The 23,878-nt window shown below is 71.5% G+C and carries 26 protein-coding genes and 1 tRNA gene; 10 read left to right on the top strand and 17 right to left on the bottom strand.

Annotated elements, in window-relative coordinates; genetic code table 11:
- The first annotated feature begins 92 nt into the window (after window positions 1-92).
- The 3 genes from VTA80_RS06645 (at window position 93) to VTA80_RS06655 (ending at window position 1,424) form a co-directional block, all read left to right on the top strand.
- The gene (locus VTA80_RS06645; protein ID WP_407344608.1) at window positions 93-227 is read left to right on the top strand and encodes a hypothetical protein; all 135 of its coding nucleotides are present in this window, start codon (window positions 93-95) and stop codon (window positions 225-227) included.
- 363 nt (window positions 228-590) lie between these two features.
- Entirely contained in the window at window positions 591-1,004 is a 414-nt protein-coding gene (locus VTA80_RS06650) for a hypothetical protein (RefSeq protein WP_407344609.1), read from the top strand.
- 132 nt (window positions 1,005-1,136) lie between these two features.
- Window positions 1,137-1,424 (top strand): hypothetical protein, encoded by a 288-nt coding sequence (locus VTA80_RS06655; protein WP_407344610.1) that lies wholly within the window; start codon window positions 1,137-1,139, stop codon window positions 1,422-1,424.
- On the opposite strand, the gene VTA80_RS06660 is transcribed toward VTA80_RS06655, so the two are convergent.
- The 4 genes from VTA80_RS06660 to VTA80_RS06675 form a co-directional block, all read right to left on the bottom strand.
- Window positions 1,396-1,893: a hypothetical protein gene (locus tag VTA80_RS06660; protein ID WP_407344611.1), complete on the bottom strand. Its 498-nt coding sequence runs from the start codon at window positions 1,891-1,893 to the stop codon at window positions 1,396-1,398. The genes VTA80_RS06655 and VTA80_RS06660 overlap by 29 nt on opposite strands.
- Window positions 1,890-2,426, bottom strand: coding sequence for a hypothetical protein (locus VTA80_RS06665; protein WP_407344612.1), 537 nt, complete (start codon window positions 2,424-2,426; stop codon window positions 1,890-1,892). The genes VTA80_RS06660 and VTA80_RS06665 overlap by 4 nt, the downstream gene beginning before the upstream one ends.
- A gap of 112 nt (window positions 2,427-2,538) precedes the next feature.
- On the bottom strand, window positions 2,539-2,991 hold the full coding sequence (locus tag VTA80_RS06670) for a hypothetical protein (RefSeq protein ID WP_407344613.1): 453 nt from the start codon (window positions 2,989-2,991) through the stop codon (window positions 2,539-2,541).
- Between the two features lie 222 nt (window positions 2,992-3,213).
- Window positions 3,214-4,401, bottom strand: coding sequence for a sensor histidine kinase (locus tag VTA80_RS06675; RefSeq protein WP_407344614.1), 1,188 nt, complete (start codon window positions 4,399-4,401; stop codon window positions 3,214-3,216).
- 130 nt (window positions 4,402-4,531) lie between these two features.
- On the opposite strand from VTA80_RS06675, the gene VTA80_RS06680 reads away from it, so the two are divergent.
- The gene (locus tag VTA80_RS06680) at window positions 4,532-5,200 is read left to right on the top strand and encodes a response regulator (RefSeq protein WP_407344615.1); all 669 of its coding nucleotides are present in this window, start codon (window positions 4,532-4,534) and stop codon (window positions 5,198-5,200) included.
- A gap of 3 nt (window positions 5,201-5,203) precedes the next feature.
- Here VTA80_RS06680 and VTA80_RS06685 read toward each other — a convergent pair whose 3' ends face one another.
- The 5 genes from VTA80_RS06685 to VTA80_RS06705 all read right to left on the bottom strand — a co-directional run bounded on the left by VTA80_RS06685 (window position 5,204) and on the right by VTA80_RS06705 (window position 8,932).
- The gene (locus VTA80_RS06685; RefSeq protein ID WP_407344616.1) at window positions 5,204-5,407 is read right to left on the bottom strand and encodes a hypothetical protein; all 204 of its coding nucleotides are present in this window, start codon (window positions 5,405-5,407) and stop codon (window positions 5,204-5,206) included.
- Between the two features lie 168 nt (window positions 5,408-5,575).
- Window positions 5,576-5,652: transfer RNA gene (locus VTA80_RS06690), tRNA-Thr, on the bottom strand.
- Window positions 5,653-5,723: 71 nt separating this feature from the next.
- Window positions 5,724-6,551 (bottom strand): DsbA family protein, encoded by an 828-nt coding sequence (locus tag VTA80_RS06695; RefSeq protein WP_407344617.1) that lies wholly within the window; start codon window positions 6,549-6,551, stop codon window positions 5,724-5,726.
- A 47-nt stretch (window positions 6,552-6,598) separates the two neighbouring features.
- Window positions 6,599-7,111, bottom strand: a complete 513-nt coding sequence (locus VTA80_RS06700) for a hypothetical protein (RefSeq protein ID WP_407344618.1) — start codon at window positions 7,109-7,111, stop codon at window positions 6,599-6,601.
- A 69-nt stretch (window positions 7,112-7,180) separates the two neighbouring features.
- Window positions 7,181-8,932, bottom strand: a complete 1,752-nt coding sequence (locus VTA80_RS06705; protein WP_407344619.1) for a serine/threonine-protein kinase — start codon at window positions 8,930-8,932, stop codon at window positions 7,181-7,183.
- A gap of 104 nt (window positions 8,933-9,036) precedes the next feature.
- On the opposite strand from VTA80_RS06705, the gene VTA80_RS06710 reads away from it, so the two are divergent.
- From VTA80_RS06710 to VTA80_RS06725, 4 genes are all read left to right on the top strand, one after another.
- Window positions 9,037-10,464: a trehalose-6-phosphate synthase gene (locus VTA80_RS06710; RefSeq protein ID WP_407344621.1), complete on the top strand. Its 1,428-nt coding sequence runs from the start codon at window positions 9,037-9,039 to the stop codon at window positions 10,462-10,464.
- Window positions 10,461-11,252 carry a trehalose-phosphatase gene (otsB, locus tag VTA80_RS06715; protein ID WP_407344622.1) on the top strand — a complete coding sequence of 264 codons (792 nt, stop codon included), beginning with the start codon at window positions 10,461-10,463 and terminating at the stop codon, window positions 11,250-11,252. Before VTA80_RS06710 ends, otsB begins: the two co-directional genes overlap by 4 nt.
- Window positions 11,253-11,500: 248 nt before the next feature.
- Window positions 11,501-12,628, top strand: a complete 1,128-nt coding sequence (locus VTA80_RS06720; RefSeq protein WP_407344623.1) for an ABC transporter ATP-binding protein — start codon at window positions 11,501-11,503, stop codon at window positions 12,626-12,628.
- A gap of 95 nt (window positions 12,629-12,723) precedes the next feature.
- Window positions 12,724-13,959 (top strand): DUF4032 domain-containing protein, encoded by a 1,236-nt coding sequence (locus VTA80_RS06725; protein ID WP_407345710.1) that lies wholly within the window; start codon window positions 12,724-12,726, stop codon window positions 13,957-13,959.
- Between the two features lie 118 nt (window positions 13,960-14,077).
- Here VTA80_RS06725 and rlmB read toward each other — a convergent pair whose 3' ends face one another.
- The 3 genes from rlmB to VTA80_RS06740 all read right to left on the bottom strand — a co-directional run bounded on the left by rlmB (window position 14,078) and on the right by VTA80_RS06740 (window position 17,304).
- Window positions 14,078-15,121 (bottom strand): 23S rRNA (guanosine(2251)-2'-O)-methyltransferase RlmB, encoded by a 1,044-nt coding sequence (gene rlmB, locus VTA80_RS06730; protein WP_407344624.1) that lies wholly within the window; start codon window positions 15,119-15,121, stop codon window positions 14,078-14,080.
- Window positions 15,121-16,569 carry a cysteine--tRNA ligase gene (gene cysS, locus VTA80_RS06735; RefSeq protein WP_407344626.1) on the bottom strand — a complete coding sequence of 483 codons (1,449 nt, stop codon included), beginning with the start codon at window positions 16,567-16,569 and terminating at the stop codon, window positions 15,121-15,123. Before cysS ends, rlmB begins: the two co-directional genes overlap by 1 nt.
- A 138-nt stretch (window positions 16,570-16,707) precedes the next feature.
- Window positions 16,708-17,304, bottom strand: a complete 597-nt coding sequence (locus tag VTA80_RS06740) for a TetR/AcrR family transcriptional regulator (RefSeq protein ID WP_407344627.1) — start codon at window positions 17,302-17,304, stop codon at window positions 16,708-16,710.
- Window positions 17,305-17,487: 183 nt separating this feature from the next.
- On the opposite strand from VTA80_RS06740, the gene VTA80_RS06745 reads away from it, so the two are divergent.
- Window positions 17,488-18,423: an NADP-dependent oxidoreductase gene (locus VTA80_RS06745; protein ID WP_407344628.1), complete on the top strand. Its 936-nt coding sequence runs from the start codon at window positions 17,488-17,490 to the stop codon at window positions 18,421-18,423.
- A gap of 4 nt (window positions 18,424-18,427) precedes the next feature.
- Here VTA80_RS06745 and ispF read toward each other — a convergent pair whose 3' ends face one another.
- Together ispF and VTA80_RS06755 are read right to left on the bottom strand one after the other, a co-directional pair.
- Window positions 18,428-19,699 carry a 2-C-methyl-D-erythritol 2,4-cyclodiphosphate synthase gene (ispF, locus tag VTA80_RS06750; RefSeq protein ID WP_407344629.1) on the bottom strand — a complete coding sequence of 424 codons (1,272 nt, stop codon included), beginning with the start codon at window positions 19,697-19,699 and terminating at the stop codon, window positions 18,428-18,430.
- A gap of 73 nt (window positions 19,700-19,772) precedes the next feature.
- Window positions 19,773-20,255: a CarD family transcriptional regulator gene (locus VTA80_RS06755; RefSeq protein ID WP_130102424.1), complete on the bottom strand. Its 483-nt coding sequence runs from the start codon at window positions 20,253-20,255 to the stop codon at window positions 19,773-19,775.
- 231 nt (window positions 20,256-20,486) lie between these two features.
- Here VTA80_RS06755 and VTA80_RS06760 point away from each other — a divergent pair, with 231 nt between their 5' ends.
- Window positions 20,487-20,981 carry a hypothetical protein gene (locus tag VTA80_RS06760; RefSeq protein WP_407344630.1) on the top strand — a complete coding sequence of 165 codons (495 nt, stop codon included), beginning with the start codon at window positions 20,487-20,489 and terminating at the stop codon, window positions 20,979-20,981.
- 16 nt (window positions 20,982-20,997) lie between these two features.
- Here VTA80_RS06760 and pstB read toward each other — a convergent pair whose 3' ends face one another.
- The 3 genes from pstB to pstC are packed head-to-tail and all read right to left on the bottom strand — an operon-like array spanning window position 20,998 to window position 23,729.
- A complete protein-coding gene (pstB, locus tag VTA80_RS06765) occupies window positions 20,998-21,777 on the bottom strand; it encodes a phosphate ABC transporter ATP-binding protein PstB (RefSeq protein WP_407344631.1) in 780 nt (259 codons plus the stop codon).
- A gap of 46 nt (window positions 21,778-21,823) precedes the next feature.
- The gene (pstA, locus tag VTA80_RS06770; protein WP_407344632.1) at window positions 21,824-22,801 is read right to left on the bottom strand and encodes a phosphate ABC transporter permease PstA; all 978 of its coding nucleotides are present in this window, start codon (window positions 22,799-22,801) and stop codon (window positions 21,824-21,826) included.
- 1 nt (window position 22,802) lies between these two features.
- On the bottom strand, window positions 22,803-23,729 hold the full coding sequence (pstC, locus tag VTA80_RS06775; protein WP_407344633.1) for a phosphate ABC transporter permease subunit PstC: 927 nt from the start codon (window positions 23,727-23,729) through the stop codon (window positions 22,803-22,805).
- Window positions 23,730-23,878: the final 149 nt, after the last annotated feature.

Below are 23,878 nucleotides of genomic sequence, written 5' to 3' on the forward strand. Positions count from 1 at the left end.
CGACGGTGTAGTCGGCGCTCGCGGGCGGAACCGAGCTGTAGTACATCGCCCCCACGGACGAGCCCTGCTTGCGGATGCGCCCTTGCGCGGTGATGACCGCATCGGTGGTCGAGAAGCCCGTGTTCTTCGTCCAGGCGATGCCGGCGCCGCTCCAGCTCTGCACGGCAGTCCCGGCGGTCCCCCCGAACGTGTCCACCAAGGCGGCACTCTCGCCCAGGCGCCAGTAGCTGAGCAGACCCGTCGTGGCGTTGACCGCGTCGCGGTACGTCGAGACCTTGACGACGCTGACGCTGCTCACGACGGTCTGGTTGCCGACGTTGTCCGAGACGACGTACTGGTACTTGTAGCAGTTCCCCACGCTGACGGTGTCGGCCAGGGGCGAGACGGGGTTGGTGCCGCCGTTGACCGTCGCAAATGCCGCCCACGCCCCGCAGGTGCCGTTGGTGAGACTCGCGCTGGCACGTTGAAGCAGCCGGGTCCCGACTCCCGATTCGCCGTCGGTCACGGTGGCGAAGGCGACGCTCACCGACGTGCGCGCCGTTGTTCCGTTGAGGTAGGTCAGTGCGCCGCCCGTCGGGGCGGTGCTGTCGTTGACCAGGGCGAGCGCGGTGGCAGCGGTGTTCCCCGCCACGTCACGACCGGTCATCGTGACCCCTTGGCTGACCGTGGATCCGGCCGGCCAGCTGAACAGACCGGAGACGAACGGCCCGCCGGCCGGCGTCGACACCGTGGTCGGAGTGTGGGTCAGGCCAGGTCCCCCGCTCAGCGGTCCGCTCGCGCTCGAGGCCGGGCCGGAGCCGGCGTCGGTCAGCGCGTTGGAGAGCGTGAAGGAGCCCGCCGCGGCTCCTCGGAAAAAGAGCGTGCTTCCCGCCTTGAAGGCTCCTCCGGAGACCACCGCGAGCGTGAGGACGTTCACCGGAGCGGTCGAGTCGGAGGCAACGGGAGCGCTGCGGGGGCTCTCGGCGCCGGTCCAGTTGGTGGCGAACGTCGGCGTGACGGAGTAGACCCACCGGCCCTCCGGCACACCGCTTTCGGTGCACGTGAGCGCGGTAATCGTCCCCGCGCACCCCGCGAGGAACTCTGCCGGGACGCCGGTGGCCGCGTCGAACCGCTTGACCACGTAGCCAGAGACCGAGGTGCCGTTCGACAGGGTGCTGGCCGACCAGCCGACCGTCACGACGGTCCTCGCCGCGGTCGCGGTGGGCTGCGCTCCCGGGTTCACCGCCGCGGCCGGGGCCGCCACCCCCGCTCCGCCGACGACGGAACCGGCCGTCCAGTACGCCGAGGCCGCGCCGCCGCCGAGAGTCAGGGTCACCAGCGTCGCCACGACGCAGACGCGCACGATCGACCGCGCCCAGCGCATGACCGGCCCGCGCGCGCCGACGAGAACCTCGGTCATGCGCCCGCCACCAGGTAGGCGGTGAAGCTCGCGCCCTGGCAGGCGCTCTCCGCGCCGACCCCCATCGACAGCGCGCCCGCCAGCTCGACGGACAGCGAGCCGCCGACGCTGCCGACCTTGGCGGGGATCGTCCAGCCTCCCGCGGGAGCCTGCGTGGTGAAGGTCAGAGTCGACACCGAGCACGCGCTGTGGGTCGGGTCGACCGTAAAGCTGGCCGTGCCTCGGGCGGAGTCCAGCGCGAGCGAGCTGAGCCGCACCGGGAAGCCGTTCGGGTTCGTCACCGTGAGCGCAACGGATGCGCTGCCGCCCGGAACAAGGGCCCCGGTCGGCACTCCCGGGCTCAGGGTCACCGGCAGGGCGGTCCCGGCGGTGGCGGTGCCGGTTCCGGTGCCCGTCGACCGCCACGAGGCGAACGCCACCGCGCCGCCACCGACAAGGGAAACCGCGAGGATTGCGGTCACGACGAGGCGCCGGGACCCGCGGACAACGGTCATCGCTCGAGCTCCCCCGCCGCGGAATAGTCCAGCCGCACGGAGGAGCCCTTGCACCCGTCCTGGTTGACGGTCCGGGCGACCATGCCGACCTGGGGCCAGGACGCGGGCGGCACGCCGAGGCTGCCCAGCGTGGTCGTCGCACCCGCGGCCACGGTCACCTCGAGCCCGATCAGCGCCTGGTCGACCGCGAAGTCGGCGACCGTGCAGGGATGCAGCGCGTCGGCGTTGGGTGCATCCACGCCTAGCACCGTGGTGCGCAGGCCGGTCACCGTGACAGCCGCGGTGTACGGGTTGGTGAGCTTCACGTCGAGCGGTGCCGTCACCCCCGGCGAGATCGGCGCTGTCGCGCTGCCCGCCAACGCGATGGGCGCGAGCGAGGAGACCAGGGCCACGGCCGCGCCCCCGGAGGTGCTGGTCGACGTGGTCGTGACGGCGGCGCTGACGATGACGAGACGCAGCAGGAGGGCGGCGATGAGCGCGACAAGGACCCAGCCGAGCACGTTGCGCTTGCGCTCGCGCACGTCGTCGGTCATCGGTCCTCCCTCATTGGTCTGCTCGGCCGGTGCGTGCCGCGGCCCGAAACGCCGTGAAGGCGGACGGGGTCAGGCTCGCGCCGAACCCCGTCCGCCATTCGGAATGCTGTGGTCAGCTCGTGGCGTAGTTGATGGTGACCGCGGCACCCTTGCAGGCGTCCTGGTTCGCCGACGTGTTGTTGAGCTTGATCGTCAGACCGGACCAGGTCTTGCTGGACGTGGCGGGCGCGTCGTTGACGATGACCGCAGAACCCCCGATGACGAAGTCCGCGGCCGGGCAACCCGTCTTGTCGACGGAGGCGACGGTCGCCGTCAGAGAAGTGACCACCACGTTGCTGTTGGGGCTGGTGAAGGTTCCGCTCAGCCCGAGCGCGGCGCCGCCGGGGACCAGGCCCGCGACCGGGCCCGTCTGGCTCACCGTCACGGTCGAAGCGGCTGCGGCGGCGGCGGCCGTGCCCGAGCCACTTCCGGTGGACGTCCAGTAGGCGTACGCCCCGCCGGCCGTGCCGAGAAGGACGACGGCCGTGACCGCAACGATGGCGGTCCGCTTGCTGTACTTGCGCATGTCTAGCTCCCATGAATGAACGTGTGACGCCGATGGCGACCTCTAGGTGCGACGCACCTGCGCCGACGAACCATCGCGAACATTAGGGAGATCACTCCCTGTGACATAGGTGTGACTTGGGTGCTAACACCCATAGGTGGGCGCCTGTCCGATATGAACCAGATCAGATCACCCTCAAAAGGGACGAACGCTGCAACCGATCGTGCTACGCGTAACAGCCCGTCACCCGAACGGATGAGTCCCGTTCAGCCCTGTGACCGCCGTCATGACGGGGAAAGACGCCTCGACCACGCAGCCGTGACCCACGGTCGAGCGCAGCTCGAGCCGTCCGCCCGCCAGGGAGAGCCGATCGGACAGCCGCGCGGTCCCTGCTCGGGTCACAGCACCGACGTCGAACCCGCGGCCGTTGTCATGGACCTCGATGACCAGCGCGCCGCCCCGTTCCGCGAGTCGCACCTCGACGCTGGTCGCGTCGCCGTGCCGCAGCGCGTTGGTCACGGCCTCCTCGACCACGCGGACCGCGAGCAGCCGTTCCCCCTGAGCGAGCAGCGGCGACGCCGGGTCGTCGAGGCGGCGGACGTCGTCGGACACCACGAGGTTCGTCGCGATCGCGGCGGGCAGGCGGACCAGCAGGCTGCGGACCGCGGGGATCATGCCGACCTCGAGACCGTCCGGGTAGAGCATGCGGCTCATCTCGCGCACGTCGCCCTCGCGCACCAGGTCGAGCGTGACGGCGACCTCGCGCAGACCGGCGATGTCCGCGGCGGTCGCCGGGCCGGCGTCAAGACGGTCGGCGAGAGCCGCGATCCGGGCGGTGACCAGCACGAGCCGCTGCTGCAGGCTGCCGTGCAGCCCCTCGGCGACCTCGCGGCGCACCCGGATCTCCTCGCCCTGCAGCGCGCTGACCGCGAGCTTGAACTGCAGGGTGCCGAGCGCGGCCTCGTGCGCCTGCGCGCGGACCCGTTGCCGCGAGACGAGGAAGCCCATCCCGAGCAGGTTGGCCGCCAGCACGATGAGGAACCCGCTGGCGAACTCGGCCAGCCGCGTACCGGGGGTCGCCACGGCGTAGACGCCGAACGCCGTCTGGGCCGCGACCCGGGCCCCGGCCGCGACGATGGCGGCACTGACCACGCTCAAGCCCCGGGCCCAGCTCCCACGACGCAGCTCGGGGCGGAGCGCCACGACGACGATCAGATCGACGGCGACCATGAGGAAGTTCGCGAGCAGTCGGCTGCCGAACTGCGACTCGGGATCGTGGGACACCTGGCCGTACAGCCACGCGGAGTCGGCGGCGGCACCGATCGCGAACAGCACGCAGATCAGACCGCTCCCCGCGAGCAGGGCCCGGTGGTCCGCGCGCGCGTCACCGCGCTCGCGACGGCCGGCGCGAGCCTCGTCGATCGGCGGCACGGTTCCCCCTCGGGTCGCCCCGGCGCGCGAGACGCCCGATCCGACGGACCTGAGTCTGCCAGCCTGGACGGCACTGTCCCGCCGTGGATGGTCCCGGAGGCGCGGCGCCCATCCGGACCATACTGACCGCGTGTCCACCGAGAGCGCGTCCGTCGTCCGCATCGGGATCGTCGAAGACCAGCCGCTGTTCCGCAGCATGCTCGAGCTCACCCTCGGTGCCGAGCCCGGCATCCAGGTGGTCGCGGCCGTCGGGACGGTCGCCGAGGCGAACCGGCTGCTGGGACCCGGGACGATGGATGTCGTCGTCATGGACATCGACCTGCCGGACGGCAACGGGATCTCGCTCGGCGTGACGATGCGCCGCAAGCAGCCCGGCCTGGGGATCCTGCTGCTCTCCGCGCACGATGCGATGGACCTGCTGCTCGACCTGCCCGCGGACGTGGCCACGGGCTGGAGCTACCTGTCCAAGACGTCGTCGACCAGCTCGGATGCGCTGGCGGTCGCCGTCCGCGCGTCGGCCCGGGGCGAGACGACGCTCGACCCCGCGCTGCTGGATCGCATGACCCCGCGCGCCGGGTCGGACGTTGCCAAGCTCACGGACCGGCAGTACTCGGTGCTGCGCCACCTCGCGCAGGGACTGTCGAACGTCGGCATCGGCACGCTGCTGGGGATCACCGAGAAGTCGGTGCAGAACCACATCAACGCGATCTACGCCGGGCTGCGGATCGACGCCGATCCGGCCCGCAACCCCCGGGTCAGCGCTGCGCTGCGCCTGATCGAGGAGACCGGCCGGGCCTGAAGGTCACTCGACGAGTCGGGGCCGGGCTTTCCGCACGCCGTCGGCGATCTGCTGAGCCTGTGCCGAGACCAGGCTGGCGTAGTCCTCGTACAGGTCGGACACGCGGTCGTTCGGGGCATCCGACTCCCACGCGGTCAACCACGCCACCTTGGCCTGACGGATGTCGTTGTTCGTGATGTCAATGCGAAGCTCGCGGTCTGCAGACATGGCCCACCCCCATTGGGAGTCACGCCGGCCTCTGCCTGACCGATTCCTCAGAGTTGCACTAGGCATACGAATGGACAAACCCCCCGACCGGGTGATTTCGTCCGAGCCCCTTGTACCCCGAAGGAGTGACTGCCGCCAAGGATTTGTTCACTCGAAGGAGTGAACTAGTGGAGCCTCCTATCGGATTCGAACCGATGACCTACGCATTACAAGTGCGTTGCTCTGGCCAACTGAGCTAAGGAGGCATGCGCCGCGCGGCCCGTCGACCGGCCCGGCAGTGCCGGACCAGCCTACCGAGCCACGCGGCGCTCGAGCGTCAGCCCATCGCGGCGCGGATGGCCTCTTCGAGCGGACCGGCGGTGTACAGGTCGACGTTCTTGTCGGTCGCCGTGCCGTTGATCTTCACGGTCGGGGTCCCGCTCACCTTGTCGAGCTGGGCCTGGGCGGTCGCGGCAGTGACCCAGGTGGTGAACTTGCCGCCGTCGGCCGCGATCTTGTCGGCGACGGCCTGCGGCACGCCGGCCTTGACCGCGAGCGCCGCGATCTCGTCGTCGGTCAGACCGGCGGTGTTCTCGGCGGGCTGGTTGGCGAACAGGGCCTCGTGGAACGCGAGGAAGTGCGCCGGGTCGGCGTCCGCGACATACGCGATCGCCTGCGCCGAGCGCGTGGAGTACTGGGTGCCGGCGGACGCCCGGTCGAGGAACGCCAACGGGTGGTACTCGACCGTGATGTCGCCCGCGCTCGCCATCTTGTCGAGCGTCGCCGCGTTCGCCGTCTCGAAGTTCGCGCAGTACGGGCACAGGTAGTCGTAGTACACGGACACGGTCACGGCCTTGGGGTCCGACGTCGATCCGGCCGTCCCGTCGGTCCCGACCGGGATGGCACCGTTGGCGAGCGCGCCGGCGGGGGCGGTCACGCCCTTGAGCGGGGTCTTCGCGTCGAGGTTCGCGGCGGTGGGCTTGGCCTGGCCGAGAATCACGGCCACGACGACGGCGAGCACCGCGACGGCGGCCACCAGTCCGGAGATCGCGATGATGCGGCTGCGCTTGGCTTTCTTCTCCTGGGCGGCGCGCATCTCGAGGGCCTTCTTGCGGGACGCGTCCCGCTGCTGCGCTTTGGACTCGCGCGGCTCGTTGCTGGGCATGGGTCAATTCCTTCGGTCGGGTCGGGGGGTGGTACGGGCGGGCCGGATCAGGCTGCGAGCAGCACCGGCGGACCACGGTCGGGATGGGCCGTGTCGCCCGCACGCCGGAGCACCCCGACCAGGACGCGCCCGATCACCCGTCGCGAGCGCACTCCCGGCGCCCGCGGCACGCCCGGCAGCACGCGCCAGGCCGCGCGGAGCACGACGCGGATGCCCGACGCCGCCCGGGCCAGCAGGGCGGACAGGCTCGCACCGCAGACCGCCGCGACGAGATGGACCAGCAGGGTCGGCAACGCCACCGAAACGACGACGAGAGCGCTGCGCGACGCCGATCCGCCCAGCGCCAGCGTGCCCTCGGGGCAGTCGACGGAGTCGCGCAGGAGCGCGAGCCGCAGGCCGAGCCAACCCACCGGACCCTCCCCTGGCAGGCAGGCGTGCAGCGCGAACTGGGTCCGGGTCACGACCACGGCGCCGAGCCCGACGACCAGGGTGCCCAGCGCGGCGACGACGATCGGCCGCAACGGGAGACCCCGTCGCACGTCGACCCAGCGCACCGTCATGCGCACAGGGTACGACGTGGACCTGACGAGAACCCGAGAGTCGTCAGGTGCGTCCCGGGGCACCGGCGGTCAGGGCAGCGTGGGCGGTCCCGGGAACGGCCACCAGGTCACGTCCTGACCCGTGATGACCAGCGCGGCGAGCGCACCGGCGCCGATCACCGCGAGCACGACCAGCGTCACGGCGCCCGCGTTCCCGGGGGCCAGGCCGGCCAGCGTGCGGCGCGCCCCGACGCGGGTGAGCCAGGAGGTCGGCCCGAACCACAGCACGACCAGGCCCGCGAGCATCGCGATCGCGAGCACGGCCGAGTACACCCACGGCTCGTTCCCGCCACCGGGCGCCGTCCCGCCACCGATGCCCTGCGAGCTGATCACGAGCCGGTCGGACCCGAGCGCCCACCACAGCACGCCGTCCACGATCACGACGACGCTCGCCGCGAGCAGCAGCGACGGCACCAGCCCGACGAGGGCACGCAGCAGGTGCCACGGGCTCGCCGCGACCGCACGGGCGGCGTCGGCGCGCCCGACCCCGCCGCGCCGCGCACGCCGGGCGTGCAGCGCGTCGAGCGCCGAGCCGACCGTGCGGAACAGCAGGGCGGCCACGACGGCGACCGCGGCCGTCACGCCGGGGTACAGCGCGGCGGCGACGGTCGTGAGCAACGCGAGCGCGAGCACCGACCCGATGCGCCGGCGCGGCTCGGGGGCTGTGTAGCCGGGCTCGGGCTCGGGGTAGCCGGGGCCGTACCCCGGCTGGCCCTCGGGCTGGCCGTACGCAGGGTCCCCGTACGCAGGGTCCCCGTACGCAGGGTCCCCGTACGCAGGCCGGCCGTAGTCCGTGGGCGCGCCGGGCAGCGGGGCATAGGCCGCCGTCGGTGCGGCGTCCTCGGGTGCCAGGACCCCGAACGCGCGCGTGCTCCCGTCGTTGGTCCGGTCGAGGGCGGTCTGCGTCGCGAGGGCTCCGGGAGCGGCGGCGGCGACCGCCCGGGTCAGTACCTGGGTCGGCGGGAGGGCGTCACCGTTCTCGGCGGCTTCGACGAGGTCTCCCACGACGTCGTCGGGCATCTCCCGCAGGCTCGGATCGGGATCGAGCGCGGCGCTCAGCGCCCCGGCCGTGAGCGGACCAAGCCCGATGACGTCGACGTCGCCGGCCCGCGAGCGCGCCAGCACGGCCTCCATCGGCCGGGTTCCGAACGGCGCGCGGCCCGTCGCCGCGAACGCGAGCACGGCGGCCCAGCCCCACCAGTCGGTCACCGCGCTGGGCTCGGCGTCGGCCAGCAGCTCGGGGGCGAGGTAGCCCGGCGTGCCGACGACGAGGTTGGCGGAGGTCACCCGGGCGTCGTCGGCCGCCTGGGCGATGCCGAAGTCGATGAGCACCGGGCCGTCGTCGGTCACCAGGACGTTGCTGGGTTTGAGGTCGCGATGCACGACGCCGGCGGCATGGACCGCCTCGAGCACGTCGCGCAGCCCCACGGCGAGCCGCGCGAGCGCCGGCGCGGGCAGGGGCCCGTGAGCCCGTACGTGCTCCTCGAGGTTGTGCCCGTCGACGAGCTCGGTCACCACGAAGGCCTCGGTCGAGTCGATCTCAGCGTCGAGCACGGCGGCGATCGCGGGGTGCCGCAGACGTTGCAGCGCGGCGACCTCGCGGCGCAGCCGGTCCCTCGCGGCCGGGTCCGCGCCGATGTGGGGGTGCAGCAGCTTGAGGGCGACCGTCTTCCCGCCGCCGTCGACCGCGCGATACACGGTCCCCATCCCGCCCGAGCCCAGCGGCGCGACGATCCGGTACCCGCCGACCTCCGACCCCGGCGCCAAGCCCATCCGTTCCATGAGAGCACGCTAGCCGCAGCGGACCGGAGCGCCCGCAGCGGCGCCCCGGTCCGCCACCCAGCATTGGTTCGCGATAACCTCAAGGAAACGTCAAGGGGTGATGTGTGAGCGACAACGGATACGACCTGGTCGTCGTGGCCAACCGACTTCCGGTGGACTTCTCGGTCTCGGACGAGGGCGAGCTTTCCTGGACGAGGTCCCCCGGCGGGCTCGTCACGGCGGTGCTCCCGGTCATGCAGGGCACCACCGGGGCGTGGGTCGGCTGGTCCGGGGCCCCGGACCTCGACCACGAGCCGTTCGATGCCGACGGCGTGCACCTCGTGCCGGTCGCGCTGTCCGAGGCGGAGATCGAGCTCTACTACGAGGGCTTCTCCAACGACACGCTCTGGCCGCTCTATCACGACGTGATCGAGACGCCGACGTACCACCGGCTGTGGTGGGACGCCTACCGCAAGGTCAACCGGCGGTTCGCCGAGGCAGCCGCCGCGCAGGCCGCGCCCGGGGCGATCGTGTGGGTGCACGACTACCAGCTCCAGCTGGTCCCCGCGCTGCTGCGCGAGCTGCGCCCCGACATCCGGATCGGGTTCTTCAACCACATCCCGTTCCCCGCGCTGGAGATCTTCGCCCAGCTGCCGTGGCGCAGCCAGGTGGTGCACGGGCTGCTCGGCGCGGACCTCATCGGGTTCCAGCGGGCGAGCGATGCCGCGAACTTCGTGCGGTCGGTGCGCCGCTTCACGGACCTGACGACCCGCGGCGAGGTCATCACCATCACCGAGGAGAACGGTCAGCGGCGGCACGTGCGCGCCGCCGCCTTCCCGATCTCGATCGACTCGCGGCACTTCGACGAGCTCGCTCGCACCCCGTCCGTCGTCAAGCGCGCGATCGAGATCCGCGAGGAGATCGGCAACCCGGACGTGATGCTGCTCGGGGTCGACCGCCTCGACTACACCAAGGGCATCCGGCACCGCATCAAGGCCTTCGGCGAGCTGCTCCAGGACGGCCGCCTGACGGTGCCGCAGGTGACCCTGGTCCAGGTCGCCAGCCCGAGCCGTGAGGGCGTGGGCGCCTACCAGCAGCTGCGCGAGGACGTGGAGCTGCTCGTCGGCCGCATCAACGGCGAGTACGGGCACCTCGGGTGCCAGCCGATCCGCTACCTGCACCACTCCTATCCGCCGGAAGAGATGGCGGCCCTGTACGTCGCGGCCGACGTCATGCTCGTGACCGCACTCCGCGACGGCATGAACCTCGTCGCCAAGGAGTACGTCGCGGCCCGGTCCGACGAGCGCGGCGTGCTGGTGCTGTCCGAGTTCACCGGCGCCGCGGACGAGCTCGCCGGGGCCGTCTTCGTCAACCCGCACGACATCGACGGGATGAAGGACCGGATCGTGTCCGCCGTCGAGATGGACTTCCGCGAGCAGCGCAAGCGCATGCGGCGACTGCGGCGCCGGGTCCTCGCGGACGATGTCGAGAAGTGGTCGCTGTCGTTCCTGGCCGTGCTCGGAGCCGTCCCGCAGAACGGCACCCACGGATGAGCGCCGGACCGGTCGGCGGGGGCCTGACGGCGGCCCTCGCCGACCTCGCGCGGGACACGTCCCGGCGCCCGCTGCTCGTGGCGCTCGACTTCGACGGCACCCTCGCCCCGCTCATCGACGACCCGGACGACTCGCGGATGCTCCCCGCCGCCGCGCAGGCGCTGGCGGTCCTCGCCACGGCGCCGGGCGTCGTGCTCGCCCTGATCTCGGGACGCTCGGTCGTGGACCTGCACCGACGCGGCGGCGCGCCCGTCGGGACGGTGCTGATCGGCAGCCACGGCGGTGAGCGCGGCCAGGTCGGGACCTACGGGCTCGAGCGCGCCGCCATCAGCCTCGACCCCGAGCAGGAGGACCTGCTGATCCGCGTCGGCGCGGCACTCACGGCCGTCGCCCGCGGGCGCGACGGCGTCTGGGTCCAGCACAAGCCGGCCGCGGCCGTCCTGCACACCCGCCTGGCCACGGACGACGTCGCGCAGGCAGCGACCGCGCAGGGCCTGGCGGTCGCCGCCGAGCTCGGGGTGCCGGCGATGCACGGCAAGGACGTCGTCGAGGTCGCCGTCGTCAGCGCGACCAAGGGGACCGCGCTCGCGGCGCTGCGGGACGAGCTCGGGGCCGCCGTCGTGCTCTATGCCGGCGACGACACCACGGACGAGGACGCCTTCGCCGAGCTCGGCGCGGCAGACCTGGCGATCAAGGTCGGCGCAGGTCCGACCGTGGCCCGGCTGCGGTCGCCGGACCCGGCGACGTTCTGCGACCAGCTCGCCGCCTTCGCGCACGCTCTGGCCTGACGGGACTGGCTGACACGGCCAGCCGGACGCGGCTGGTCCGATCGGCTTGAACCGGGTCGAACCGGCTCCACGTTCGTGAGGTCCCGTTCCGCCGCCCAGCACCGTGTGCCAGACTGTCGACCGAACCCCGAGCTTTTTGGATGCGGCCAACTGCACCCTGCTCCGGGGTTCGTGTCAGCGCAGACACTCTGGCACCGCTCACTACGGATCGTCCGGCACGTACCTGCCGGTGAGGGGAAATATCCATCATGGCAACAGTCACGTTCGATAAAGCCACACGCATCTACCCGGGCACCGAGCGTCCCGCCGTGGACGCGCTCGACCTGGCAGTGGAGGACGGCGAGTTCCTCGTCCTCGTCGGCCCGTCGGGTTGCGGAAAGTCCACGTCCCTGCGGATGCTCGCCGGGCTCGAAGACGTCAACGCCGGTCGCATCCTCATCGGTGACCGCGATGTCACCGACGTCCAGCCCAAGGACCGCGACATCGCGATGGTGTTCCAGAACTACGCGCTGTACCCGCACATGACCGTCGCGGACAACATGGGCTTCGCCCTGAAGATCGCCGGCAAGCCGAAGGCCGAGATCCGCTCGCGCGTCGAGGAAGCCGCCAAGATCCTCGACCTCACCGAGTACCTGGACCGCAAGCCGAAGGCCCTCTCCGGTGGCCAGCGTCAGCGCGTCGCCATGGGCCGCGCGATCGTGCGCCAGCCGCAGGTGTTCCTCATGGACGAGCCGCTGTCGAACCTCGACGCCAAGCTCCGCGTCCAGACCCGTACGCAGATCGCCTCGCTCCAGCGCCGCCTCGGCGTCACGACGGTCTACGTCACCCACGACCAGACCGAGGCCCTGACCATGGGTGACCGCATCGCGGTCCTCAAGGACGGGATCCTCCAGCAGGTCGGCACGCCGCGCGACATGTACGACACCCCGGCCAACGTCTTCGTCGCCGGCTTCATCGGCTCCCCCGCGATGAACCTCGGCACGTTCTCGCTCGCCGACGGGTTCGCCCAGCTCGGCAGCACGAAGATCTCGGTGCCCCGCACCGCGATCACCACCGTCACCTCCGACGACAACGCCAAGATCACGATCGGGTTCCGGCCCGAGTCGCTCGACGTCGTGCCCGCCGGGACCCCGGACTCGATCCCGGTCCTGGTCAACATCGTCGAGGAGCTCGGCTCCGACGCGTTCGTCTACGGCGAGCTGACCGGCGAGCTCGGCAGCAAGGGTCTCCTGCACTCCGGTGCCGGCGAGGACCAGGTCATCGTGCGGGTCGACCCGCGCAAGGTCCCGGCCAAGGGTGAGACCATCAACGTCACGATCCGCACCGGCGAGCAGCACCTCTTCCACGCCGGTTCGGGCTTGCGCATCGACGCCTGATCCACGACGCGAAGGGGCGGCCCGGCCACACGGCGGGTCGCCCCTTCGCTGTTTGTCCGGGTGCTCCTGCCCCGCTGCTCTAGATGAGGAACTTGATGGCCCAGAACCTGCAGATCACGGCGGCCGCGCCCGACCCGGCCCTGCTCGACCTCCCGTGGGACGTTCCTCTCGAGGACTGGCCCGCCGAGGTGCTCGCCGCCCTGCCCCGCGGGATCTCGCGCCACATCGTGCGTTTCGTCAAGCTCTCCGGCCGCGTCATCGCGGTCAAGGAGATCGGGGAGAGCGTGGCCTACCGGGAGTACGAGCTGCTCCGCCAGCTCCGGCGCCTGGACGCGCCGAGCGTGGAACCGGTCGGGGTCATCACCGGCCGCCGATCGCCCGACGGCGAGCCCCTCGAGGCCGTGCTGATCACCCAGCACCTGCAGTTCTCGCTGCCCTACCGCGCCTTGTTCAGCAACTCGCTCCAGCCCGACACCGCCACGCGGCTCATCGACGCCCTGGCCGTGCTGCTCGTCCGGCTGCACCTCTCGGGCTTCTACTGGGGCGACGTCTCGCTGTCCAACACCCTCTTCCGGCGCGACGCCGAGTCGTTCGCGGCCTACCTCGTCGACGCCGAGACCGGCGACCTGCACAACAAGCTCACCGACGGTCAGCGCTCCTACGACCTCGAGATCGCCCGGGTCAACATCATCGGCGAGCTGATGGACCTCGTGGCGGGGGACTTCCTCGACGAGGAGGAGGACACCGTGGCGATCGGCGCGATGCTGGTCGAGCGGTACGACGAGCTGTGGACCGCGCTCACCGACGAGGAGTCCTTCACCGCCGACGCCCGGTGGCGGGTCGCCGCCCGGATCGAGCGGCTGAACGACCTGGGGTTCGACGTCGGCGAGCTCGACATCATGACCGACATCGACGGCACGACCGTCCGGATCCAGCCGAAGGTCGTCGACGCCGGGCACCACTCGCGCCGCCTCATGCGCCTGACCGGGCTCGACGTGCAGGAGAACCAGGCGCGCCGGCTGCTCAACGACCTCGACGCGCACGCCGCGGCGACCGACCGGCAGAACGACGAGGAGTCCTTCGTCGCGCACGACTGGCTGACCCAGGTCTTCGAACCTGCCGTGAGAGCGGTCCCCCGCGAGCTGCGCCGCAAGCTCGAGCCCGCGCAGATCTTCCACGAGCTGCTCGACCACCGCTGGTTCATCTCGAAGGAGCAGGACCGCGACGTCCCGCTGGCCGAGGCCGTCGACAGCTACGTCAACGACGTGCTGCGCCACCGCCCGGACGAGCTCGCAGTGCTCGGCGCCAGCGGCCTGGCCGACGACGCGTAGCCACCACCCGTCACCCGTGCCCCGTGAGTTCGCTGGTTGGTCCTGAGTTCGCCGGTACAGACCAGCGAACTCGGGAGCAACCAGCGAACTGACCCGGAAGCCGGGCCCGGCACAACCGTCAGAGAGCGGCGTCCGCCGCCGCGGCTGCGGTGCGGATGCGGGCGACCTCGTAGAGGGCGATCCCGGCGGCCACGCCGGCGTTCAGGGACTCGACCGACGACCCGATCGGGATCGAGGCCAGCGCGTCGCAGTTCTCGCGCACGAGGCGCGACAGCCCCTTGCCCTCGGACCCGATCACGAGCACGAGGCCGTCCGTCGCGAAGGGCAGGTCGTTGATCGCGACGTCACCCTCACCGGCGAGACCGACGACGAAGCAGCCAGCCTGCCGGTAGGCCTGAAGCGTGCGCACGAGGTTGGTCGCCCGGGCGACCGGCACACGCGCGGCGGCACCGGAGGAGACCTTCCACGCGGCAGCCGTCACGCCCGCCGAGCGCCGCTCGGGGACGAGCACGCCGTGCGCGCCGAACGCGCCCGCGGAGCGGAGCACCGCGCCGAGGTTGCGCGGGTCGGTGACCCCGTCGAGTGCGACGATCAGCGGCTTCGTGCGGTGGTCGGACGCGTCGTCGAGCAGGTCGTCCGGGTCCGCGTACACGTACGGCGGGACCTGGATGGCAACGCCCTGGTGGATCGCGCCGTCGGTCAGCCGGTCGAGCTCGGCCTTGGAGACCTCAAGCAGCGGGTAGCCGCGGCCCGCCGCGGTGTCGAGGATCTCGCGCGTGCGGTCGTCGGTCTCGATGCGGGTCCCGTAGTAGACCGTGGTCACCGGGATGCCGGCGCGGAGCGCCTCGACCACGGAGTTGCGCCCGCACACGATCTCGTGGGTCGCGCTGGCGCCCTTACCGCCACGGCCGCCGGACGCCGACCGCGAGGCCCGCGCGGGAGCCGCACCGCCGGAGCGACCCGTGCCCGCGACCGGACCGGCAGCCCGCCGGGCCGCAGCGACCTGACGCTTGGCGGCGGGGTGGTGCGGCCGCTCGGTGGCCTTCGGCGTCGGGCCGCGACCCTCCAGGGCCTGGCGTCCCTTGCCACCGGTGCCGCCGTGGGCGGTCTTCTTGGAGCCGGCCTTGCGCGTCGCACCGCGACGTTCGGAATTGCCTGCCATCAGTTCTCGTCCTCCTGGGTAGCGGCCAGCGACCATCGCGCCCCAGCCGGTGAATCTTCGACAACCACCCCGGCCGCCGCGAGGCGGTCCCGGATGGCGTCCGACGTCGCGAAGTCTCGCGCCGCCCGTGCCTGCGAACGTGCGTCGAGCTCGGCCGCGACGACCGCGCCGAGCGCCCGGGCGTACCGGTCGTCGTCGCCGCGCGCGGCCCACTGCGGTGCACCGGGATCGAGCCCGAGCACATCAAGCATGCCGCGCAGCGCGATCAGCGCCGTCCGCGCGGCAACCAGGTCCCCGGCAGCCAGCGCGGTGTTGCCCGCGCGCAGCCACTCGTGCACGACGGCGAGCGCCGCGGGGACATTGAGATCGTCGTCCATCGCGGTGGTGAAGTCCGCGGGGAGGTCGGCCTTGGCCACGACGTCGTCGGCCACGATGCCCACTGCCTCGACGGCCCGGGTGACGAACCCCGCGAGCCGGTCCCAGGTGGCCTCGGACTCCCGCAGGGTGTCGTCGGTCCACTCGAGCATGGAGGCGTACTGCACGGCGGTGAGCGCGTAGCGCAGCACGACCGCGCGGGTGTGGGCGAGCACCTCGGTGACCAGCAGGCCGTTGCCGAGCGACTTGCTCATCTTGGCGCCGCTCTGGGTGACCCAGCCGTTGTGCAGCCAGTACCGGGCGAAGCCGAAGCCGGCGGCGCGCGACTGCGCCTGCTCGTTCTCGTGGTGCGGGAAGCGCAGGTCGAGACCGCCGCCGTGGATGTCGAACTCGTCGCCGAGGTAGCGCTGCGCCATGGCGGAGCACTCGAGGTGCCAGCCGGGCCGGCCACGGCCGAACGGTGTCGCCCAGGACGCCGTCGCCGGCTCGCCGGGCTTGGGGGCCTTCCAGAGCGCGAAGTCGCGGGGGTCGCGCTTGCGCTCGTCGGCGCCGTCGGCCATGAGCGTGTCGGACGCCGGGACCATGTCGTCGACGCGCTGGTTGGTCAGCGCGCCGTACTCCGGGAAGGAGCGCACGTCGAAGTACAGGTCCCCCTCGCCAGCGAGGTAGGCGTGCCCGGTGGCGACGAGGCGCTCCATCAGCGCGACCATCTCCGGCACGTGCCCCGTGGCGCGCGGCTCGTAGCTCGGCGGCAGCACGCCGACGGAGTCGTAGGCGTGCGTGAAGGCGCGCTCGTTCTGCATCGCCCAGGCCCACCACGGCACGCCGGCGTCGGCGGACTTCGCGAGGATCTTGTCGTCGATGTCGGTGACGTTGCGGACGAGGGTGACGCGGTTGCCGGAGCGCATGAGCCAGCGCGCCAGCACGTCGAACGCGACGGCGGACCGCAGGTGACCGATGTGGGGAGGGGACTGCACGGTCGCGCCGCACAGGTAGATCGAGACCTCGCCGGCGACCAGCGGAACGAACTCACGCCGGGTCCGCGAGGCGGTGTCAAACAGATGAAGGCTCACCCACCCACTTTACCGGCCCAGACCGCCGCCCCCGAACTAGGAGGAAACCTTCGAACTCGGACACCGCAGTGTGCGAGTTCGAGGCAAACCTCCGAGTTCGCGGGGGGTCGTGGGGGGGGTGGGGGGGTGGGTGGGGGGTTACTTGCGGGTGGTGTGGGTGGTCAGGTGGGTGGTCAGGGAGGAGAGGGCTGCTCTGGCCGCTTCGTCGTCGTCGTCGACCAGCCAGGCGAGCACGACGCCGTCCATGGCGGCGACGGAGAATCGCGCCAGCAGCTGGATCGGGACCGTCCACCGGATGTTCGCGACCGCTGCCGCCTCGTCCAGCATCTCGTGGGCGGCACGCAGGTTGCGCTCGCGCTGGGCGGTTGCCACCCCGCATAGCTCCGGATTGCGCAGCCCCTGCGTGGTCAGCTCGAAGCTCAGCAGCTGCACGCCGCGGTGCGCTCGCATCGCCTCCCACCTCGTCGTGATGGCGGCGCCGATCGCCCGCTGCGCGTCGGGGCGCGCGAGCCGGGCGAGCTCGACCCGGTCGACACCCTGCGCCGCGATCGCCTCGCCCACCTCGCGCAGAAGCTCGTTCTTGTCCTCGAAGCAGTAGTGCACGACGCCGAGCGAGACCCCGGCCTCCGCGGCGATCGCGCGTACGGTCGCCGCCTCGATACCGTCGCGGCTCGCCACCGCCAGGGCGGCACGGACGAGCTGGGCCCGGCGCTCGACGATGGGAAGTCGCTCCACAGCCCACCCCCTCGGACTCGACCGATGAACCGTTCCGTCCATCGAGACTCCCACGACACTCCCCCTCGCGTCGCCGATCGAGCTATCCGGGGGTGAAGGTCCCAGAGTCTGGACCGCGCGACCCGTGCAGTTCGGTCGCCGATTGACCGCGCCACCGGGCTCGAGCCAGGCCATGATCGGGGTATGTCTCGAGCAGTGGTGGCGACCGCCTACGGCGGACCCGAGGTCCTGTCCCTGATCGACGCGAACCCGGGCGAGCCAGGCCCAGGACAGGTCCTGATCCAGGTCCGTGCCGCCGGGGTCAACCCGAGCGACTGGAAGTCGTACACGGGTGCGTTCGGCACTGACCTGAAGAAGCTGCCGATCCGGCTCGGGCAGGAGGCCAGCGGAACTGTCCTGAAGGTCGGTCCGGACGTCGACGGGATCGCGGTCGGCGACGCGGTCATCGCGTACCGCGCACCCGGTGCCTATGCCGAGCGGGTGGTGGTCTCGGCGAGCGCCACGGTCGCCAAGCCGGCCACGCTGAGCTGGGAGAAGGCGGGCGGCCTGCTGCTCGCCGGCGTGACGGCGTGGCACACCGTCGTCGCGACCCGGATCGGCCCCGGCGACACCGTGCTGGTGCACGGCGCCGCCGGCGGGGTCGGCTCGATGGTCGTGCAGATCGCGCGCGCACGGGGGGCCCGCGTCATCGGCACGGCGAGCCTCGCCAACCACGAGCACCTCATGGACATCGGCGCGATCCCGGTGGCCTACGGACCGGGGCTCGCAGCACGGGTGAGCGCACACGCGCGCTCGGGCGTCACCGCGGCCATCGACACCGTCGGCACGCCGGAGGCGCTCGACATCTCGGTCGCGCTCGTCGCGGATCGGCAGCGCATCGCCACCATCGCCAACTTCGCCCACGGCGCGGTGCTCCACGTGCAGCTGCTGGGCAACGGCCCGGGAGCCGATCCTGGCACCGAGATCCGCGCGGCGGCACGCCAGAAGCTCGTCGACCTCGTGATCGCAGGCAAGCTCGACGTGCGGGTTGCCGCCACCTACCGTCTGGCCGATGTCGCCAAGGCGCACCGAGCAGGCATCGCGGGCCACGCCCGCGGCAAGATGATCCTGCTCCCGTGAACCGCTAGCGGTCGGCGGGCACGACCAGCGCCGTCGCTATCGCCGCGACCCCCTCGGCCCGACCGGTGAGACCGAGACCGTCGGTCGTCGTGGCCGACACCGTCACGGGCGCCCCGGCAGCGGCGGACAACACCGCCTCCGCCTCGGCCCGACGGGGCCCGACCTTGGGCCGGTTGCCGATCACCTGGACGGCGATGTTGCCGATCTCGAACCCGGCGACCCGGACCCGCCGGGCCGCCTCCGCGAGGAGCGTGCATCCGGCGGCGCCCGCCCACTCGGGCTCGGACGTGCCGAAGTTCGACCCCAGGTCGCCGAGCCCGGTGGCGGAGAAGAGCGCGTCGGCCGCGGCGTGCGCGACGACGTCGGCGTCGGAGTGGCCCTCGAGCGCGCGCTCGCCGGGCCAGGTCAGGCCCGCGAGGGCAAGGGTGCGATCGCTGCCCGGCGCCGCGTAGGCGTGGACGTCGACCCCGATCCCGGTGCGGGGCAGGGCCGTCATCTCGTTCCTCTCGTGGTCGTTCGACATCAGGACGCTGGACTCCGCCAGGACGAGCTCGGCCAGCGCGAGATCGCGTGCCGTCGTGATCTTGGCCGCGTCGGCGTGCCCCGGCACGACGTGGACGACCTCCCCCAGCTCCGCCACGAGCGAGGCGTCGTCGGTCGCGGCGCTCGCCTCGTCGCCCGCGCGGTGGACGGCCGCTGCGTGCGCCCGGACCAGCAGCGCGCGATCGAAGCCCTGCGGCGTCTGGACGATCCGCAGCGCGTCGCGGTCGGGGTTCGCCGCCACGACCATCGCGTCCGGCCCCGCCGTCGCGTCCGGCCCTGCCTGGCCGACGGCGGGGGTGGCGGCCACCTCGATGATCGTGTCCGTCACGCGGGCGCCGGGCACGACGGCGCGCTGACCGGACCGGACGGCGGCGACGACCCGGGCGACGAGGTCCGGCGGGGTGAGCGCGCGGGCGGCGTCGTGCACGAGGACGACGTCGATCTCGGGCGCGAGGTGGGCCAGTGCGGCCGCGACGGAGGCCTGCCGACTCACGCCCCCGACGACGACGACGACCGGGACGGCCAGGCCCGCGCCGTCGAGCACGGCCTGGAACGGCGCGACGAGACCGGCCGGCACGGCGACGATGAGGACGTCCACCGCCCCCGACACGGCGAGCCGGCGCGCGGCGTGCACGACGAGCGGGACGCCGGCGAGCGGGACCAGGGCCTTGGGCAGCGCGTGGCCGAGCCTGCTCCCGCTGCCCGCGGCCATCAGGATCGCGGCGGTGGTCATGCGTAGCCCCCGGATATGGGTCGGGCGCCGCCCCCCGTGAGGGAGCGGCGCCCGATCGAGCGTCTGGTCAAGATCAGGAAGCGAGAACCTCGTCGAGGATCGCCGAGGCCTTGTCCTCTTCGGTGTGCTCCGCGAGCGCGAGCTCGGAGACGAGGATCTGGCGGGCCTTGGCGAGCATGCGCTTCTCGCCGGCGGACAGGCCACGGTCGGCGTCGCGACGCGACAGGTCGCGGACGACCTCCGCCACCTTGATGACGTCGCCCGAGGCGAGCTTCTCGAGGTTCGCCTTGTAGCGGCGCGACCAGTTGGTCGGCTCCTCGGTGTACGGAGCGCGAAGGACATCGAAGACCTTTTCGAGACCTTCCTGACCGACCACGTCACGCACACCGACGAGGTCGATGTTCTCCGCTGGGACCTCGATAGTCAGGTCACCCTGAGCCACCTTGAGTTTGAGGTATACCTTGTCCTCGCCACGGATCGTCCGGGTCTTGATCTCTTCGATCAGCGCAGCGCCGTGGTGCGGGTAGACAACAGTCTCCCCAACAGTGAAAGTCATCTGGTGGTGTCCCCTTTCGCGGGAATTCATCCTACCACGCCGCAATGCGGCCACGACGGGATTTCGCGCGGATAAGTATCACATCGTCGCAGGTCAGCGGTCGATCCGCAGGAGATGTGGTCCATCCACTAGGCTAGCGCGGAGCAGCGCGAACGGCGCGGGGAGCCCAGATGTTGGCTACCGCCCGCTCCTCGTGCCCCCGTCCCGCACCAGTCGTCTCGAGGAGTCCACGTGGCCAGCGTCCGCCTTTCCCGCCCGTCCCGCCCATGGTCGCGACCGCTCGCCGCCGGGATGGTCGCTCTCGCCGCGGTGGCGATCACGGGGTGCAGCCCGCTGACGACCACCAAGCCCTACGCGCCGTCCGACGGCGTCCGGGTCGTGCTCGGCTCGACGTTCAGTGCCGCGAACCTGCTCATCATCAGCGAGGCCGAGGGCGAGCCGGGAGTTCTTGTCGGCGGGCTGACGAACAAGAGCGACAGCCCGATCAGCGTGACCCTCAGCCCGAAGGGTGCGACCGAGGCCACGGTGCGCGTGCCCGCCGGTGAGACGGTGCTGCTCGGCGGTGACAACGACCCGCCGCTCGAGATCGACAAGGTCGGCGTCGCCCCGGGCGCGGTGCTCCCCATGACGATCTCGACGCGCGACGGCGGCAGCGAGGACGTGTCGATCCCCGTGCTCGACGGAACGCTCCCCCAGTACGCCAACCTGGTGCCCACGGCCGGCTGAGCCCAACCGGGCTGGTTCAGCCGAAGCGGCCCGAGATGTAGTCCTCAGTGGCCTTCTCGCGCGGTGAGGAGAACATCGTGGCGGTCGCGTCGACCTCGATCAAGCGGCCCGGCAGGCCCGAGCCGGCGATGTTGAAGAACGCGGTCCGGTCGGACACCCGGGCGGCCTGCTGCATGTTGTGGGTGACGATGACGATCGTGTAGTCGTCCTTGAGCTCGGAGATCAGGTCCTCGATCGCGAGGGTCGAGATCGGGTCCAGAGCCGAGCACGGCTCGTCCATGAGCAGGACCTGCGGACGGACCGCGATCGCCCGCGCGATGCACAGTCGCTGCTGCTGACCGCCCGAGAGGGACGACCCCGGGCGCGTGAGCCGGTCCTTCACCTCGTTCCACAGGTTCGAGCCGCGCAGCGAGGACTCGACGAGCTCCTGCGCGTCCCCCTTGGAGATCCGGCGGTTGTTCAGCCGGACGCCAGCGAGCACGTTCTCCGCGATCGACATGGTCGGGAACGGGTTCGGGCGCTGGAACACCATGCCGATCGAGCGGCGGACGGCGACCGGGTCGACGCCCTCGCCGTAGAGGTCGACGCCGTCCATCGCGACCTTGCCCTCCGCGCGCGCCCCCGGGATCACCTCGTGCATGCGATTGAGCGTGCGCAGGAACGTCGACTTGCCGCAGCCCGACGGCCCGATGAAGGCCGTGACGGAGTTCGGCTCGATGTCCACCGAGACATCGGCCACAGCGAGGAAGTCGCTGTAGTAGATGTTGAGGTCCTTCACGTCGATGCGCTTGGCCACGATGTCCTTTATTTCTGCGTCGAGAGGTCTGCCGGGTCCGACCCGGTCAGCGAGCGGTCTTGGGGGCGAAGAACTTGGTGATGAGCCGCCCGAGGAGGTTGAGCAGCATCACGATGAGGATGAGCGTGAGGGCGGCGGCCCACGCGCGGTCGTAGTTGATGGTCGGGATGCAGACTGCCGCCGGGTTGTTGCAGGGCACCAGGCCCTGGCTGTACTGGCGGTAGACGTAGACGGGCAGCGTCATCATGCGCCCGTCGAACACGTTGAAGTTGATCGAGTCGATCACCCCGACGGTGATGAGCAGGGGCGCCGTCTCACCGATCACGCGCGCTACCGCCAGCATGATGCCGGTACCGAGCCCGGCGATCGCCGTGCGCAGCACCACCTTCACCACGGTGAGCCACTTGGGCACCCCGAGGGCGAGCGCGGCCTCGCGCAGCTCGTTGGGGACGAGGCGCAGCATCTCCTCGCACGAGCGCACCACGACGGGGATCATCAGCACGGACAGCGCCACCGCGCCGACGACGCCGAAGCGCACGCCCGGCCCGAAGATGACCGCGAACAACGCGTAGGCGAACAGCCCGGCGACGATCGACGGGATCCCCGTCATGACGTCGACGAAGAAGGTCACGGTCCGCGCGAGCGCACCCCGGCCGTACTCGACCAGGTAGATCGCGGCGAGCAGCCCGATCGGGACCGAGATCAGCGAGGCGAGCGCGGTGATCTCGATCGTGCCGACGATGGCGTGGTAGATCCCGCCGGCGTCCATCCCGCCGAACACGCCGCGCATGGAGACCGACAGGAAGTTGAGGTTGAACCGGCCCAGGCCCTTGGACAGGACGGTCCAGGACACCGAGATGAGCGGGATCAGCGCAACCGCGAAGGACGCGAAGACGAGCCCGGTCATCATCCGGTCGGTGGTCCTGCGGCGGCGGTCGAGCCCGGCGAGCATGGAGCGCGTGTCCGCCGTGGAGTCGGGGGTCAGGTCCGGCGAACCGGCCGCGGGTGAGGTGAGCGTGGTCATGTCAGTTCGCCCCCGAGAAGTCCTTGCGGCGCGCAACGATCGCGCGGGCGGCCATGTTGACCGCCAGGGTGATGACGAACAGGGCGAGCCCGGTCGCGATTAGCGTGCTCACGCCGAGCGGGTCGGCCTCGGGGAACTGCAGCGCGATGTTCGCGGCGATCGTCTGCTGCTGACCGACCGACAGGAGCTTGAGCGAGTAGAGGGCGCCGGGCGACAGGATCATCAGCACCGCCATGGTCTCCCCGAGCGCGCGGCCCAGACCGAGCATGGCTGCGGAGATGATGCCGGGCCGGCCGAACGGCAGCACGGCCATCCGGACCATCTCCCAGCGGGTCGCGCCCAGCGCGAGCGCCGCCTCCTCGTGCAGGACGGGCGCCTGCAGGAAGACCTCGCGGCACACGGCGGTGATGATCGGCAGGATCATCACGGCGAGCACGAGGCCGACGCTGAGGATCACGCGCGGCGGGTCCGAGGCGGGTGGCGCGAACAGCGGGATCCAGCCGAAGGTGTCCGCAAGCCACGACCAGGCGGGCTGCAGGAGCGGGATCAGCCAGAGGCCGCCCCACAGGCCGTAGACGACGCTCGGGATAGCCGCAAGCAGGTCGATGACATACCCAAGGGTGTTCGCAAGACGGCGGGGGGCGTAGTGCGAGATGAACAGCGCGATGCCGATCGCCAGGGGCATGGCGATGACGAGCGCGATCGCGGCGGCGAGCAAGGTGCCCCAGACCAGGGGGCCCACGAACTGCAGCAGGCTCTGCCCCTCCGGGAACCAGTTGATCTGGCTGGAGAGCTCTCCGGACCGAGCGGACATGGCCGGCCACGCGCGAATGATGAGGAAGACGGCGACGGCGGCCAGCACGATCAGAATGAGCACGCCGGCCCCGACGGCCGTCCACCGGAACGCCCTGCCTGCAAACCCTTCCATCGACCGACGACGACGCCCGGTCGGCTCGACCGGTGACGGCGCCGATCGCGTGCTGCTCGTGCTGGTTGTCACAAGTTCTCCGAGGAAGGCGAGTGATGCGGTCAGTTCTGGAGGTCCGATCCACCTCGTGCGAGGTCGTCGCCTCCCCT

This window comes from Pengzhenrongella phosphoraccumulans (assembly GCF_045689905.1).
GTDB lineage: Bacteria > Actinomycetota > Actinomycetes > Actinomycetales > Cellulomonadaceae > Pengzhenrongella > Pengzhenrongella phosphoraccumulans.

What these genes read in the sequence shown, in the direction of transcription:
- VTA80_RS06645 (WP_407344608.1), top strand. Translation starts at nt 93, where the DNA reads ATGACCGCATCGGTGGTCGAGAAGCCCGTGTTCTTCGTCCAGGCGATG.
- VTA80_RS06660 (WP_407344611.1), bottom strand. Translation starts at nt 1,893, where the DNA reads ATGACCGTTGTCCGCGGGTCCCGGCGCCTCGTCGTGACCGCAATCCTC.
- VTA80_RS06665 (WP_407344612.1), bottom strand. Translation starts at nt 2,426, where the DNA reads ATGACCGACGACGTGCGCGAGCGCAAGCGCAACGTGCTCGGCTGGGTC.
- VTA80_RS06670 (WP_407344613.1), bottom strand. Translation starts at nt 2,991, where the DNA reads ATGCGCAAGTACAGCAAGCGGACCGCCATCGTTGCGGTCACGGCCGTC.
- VTA80_RS06685 (WP_407344616.1), bottom strand. Translation starts at nt 5,407, where the DNA reads ATGTCTGCAGACCGCGAGCTTCGCATTGACATCACGAACAACGACATC.
- VTA80_RS06695 (WP_407344617.1), bottom strand. Translation starts at nt 6,551, where the DNA reads ATGCCCAGCAACGAGCCGCGCGAGTCCAAAGCGCAGCAGCGGGACGCG.
- VTA80_RS06700 (WP_407344618.1), bottom strand. Translation starts at nt 7,111, where the DNA reads ATGACGGTGCGCTGGGTCGACGTGCGACGGGGTCTCCCGTTGCGGCCG.
- VTA80_RS06705 (WP_407344619.1), bottom strand. Translation starts at nt 8,932, where the DNA reads ATGGAACGGATGGGCTTGGCGCCGGGGTCGGAGGTCGGCGGGTACCGG.
- otsB (WP_407344622.1), top strand. Translation starts at nt 10,461, where the DNA reads ATGAGCGCCGGACCGGTCGGCGGGGGCCTGACGGCGGCCCTCGCCGAC.
- VTA80_RS06720 (WP_407344623.1), top strand. Translation starts at nt 11,501, where the DNA reads ATGGCAACAGTCACGTTCGATAAAGCCACACGCATCTACCCGGGCACC.
- VTA80_RS06725 (WP_407345710.1), top strand. Translation starts at nt 12,724, where the DNA reads ATGGCCCAGAACCTGCAGATCACGGCGGCCGCGCCCGACCCGGCCCTG.
- rlmB (WP_407344624.1), bottom strand. Translation starts at nt 15,121, where the DNA reads ATGGCAGGCAATTCCGAACGTCGCGGTGCGACGCGCAAGGCCGGCTCC.
- VTA80_RS06745 (WP_407344628.1), top strand. Translation starts at nt 17,488, where the DNA reads ATGTCTCGAGCAGTGGTGGCGACCGCCTACGGCGGACCCGAGGTCCTG.
- ispF (WP_407344629.1), bottom strand. Translation starts at nt 19,699, where the DNA reads ATGACCACCGCCGCGATCCTGATGGCCGCGGGCAGCGGGAGCAGGCTC.
- VTA80_RS06755 (WP_130102424.1), bottom strand. Translation starts at nt 20,255, where the DNA reads ATGACTTTCACTGTTGGGGAGACTGTTGTCTACCCGCACCACGGCGCT.
- pstA (WP_407344632.1), bottom strand. Translation starts at nt 22,801, where the DNA reads ATGACCACGCTCACCTCACCCGCGGCCGGTTCGCCGGACCTGACCCCC.
- pstC (WP_407344633.1), bottom strand. Translation starts at nt 23,729, where the DNA reads ATGGAAGGGTTTGCAGGCAGGGCGTTCCGGTGGACGGCCGTCGGGGCC.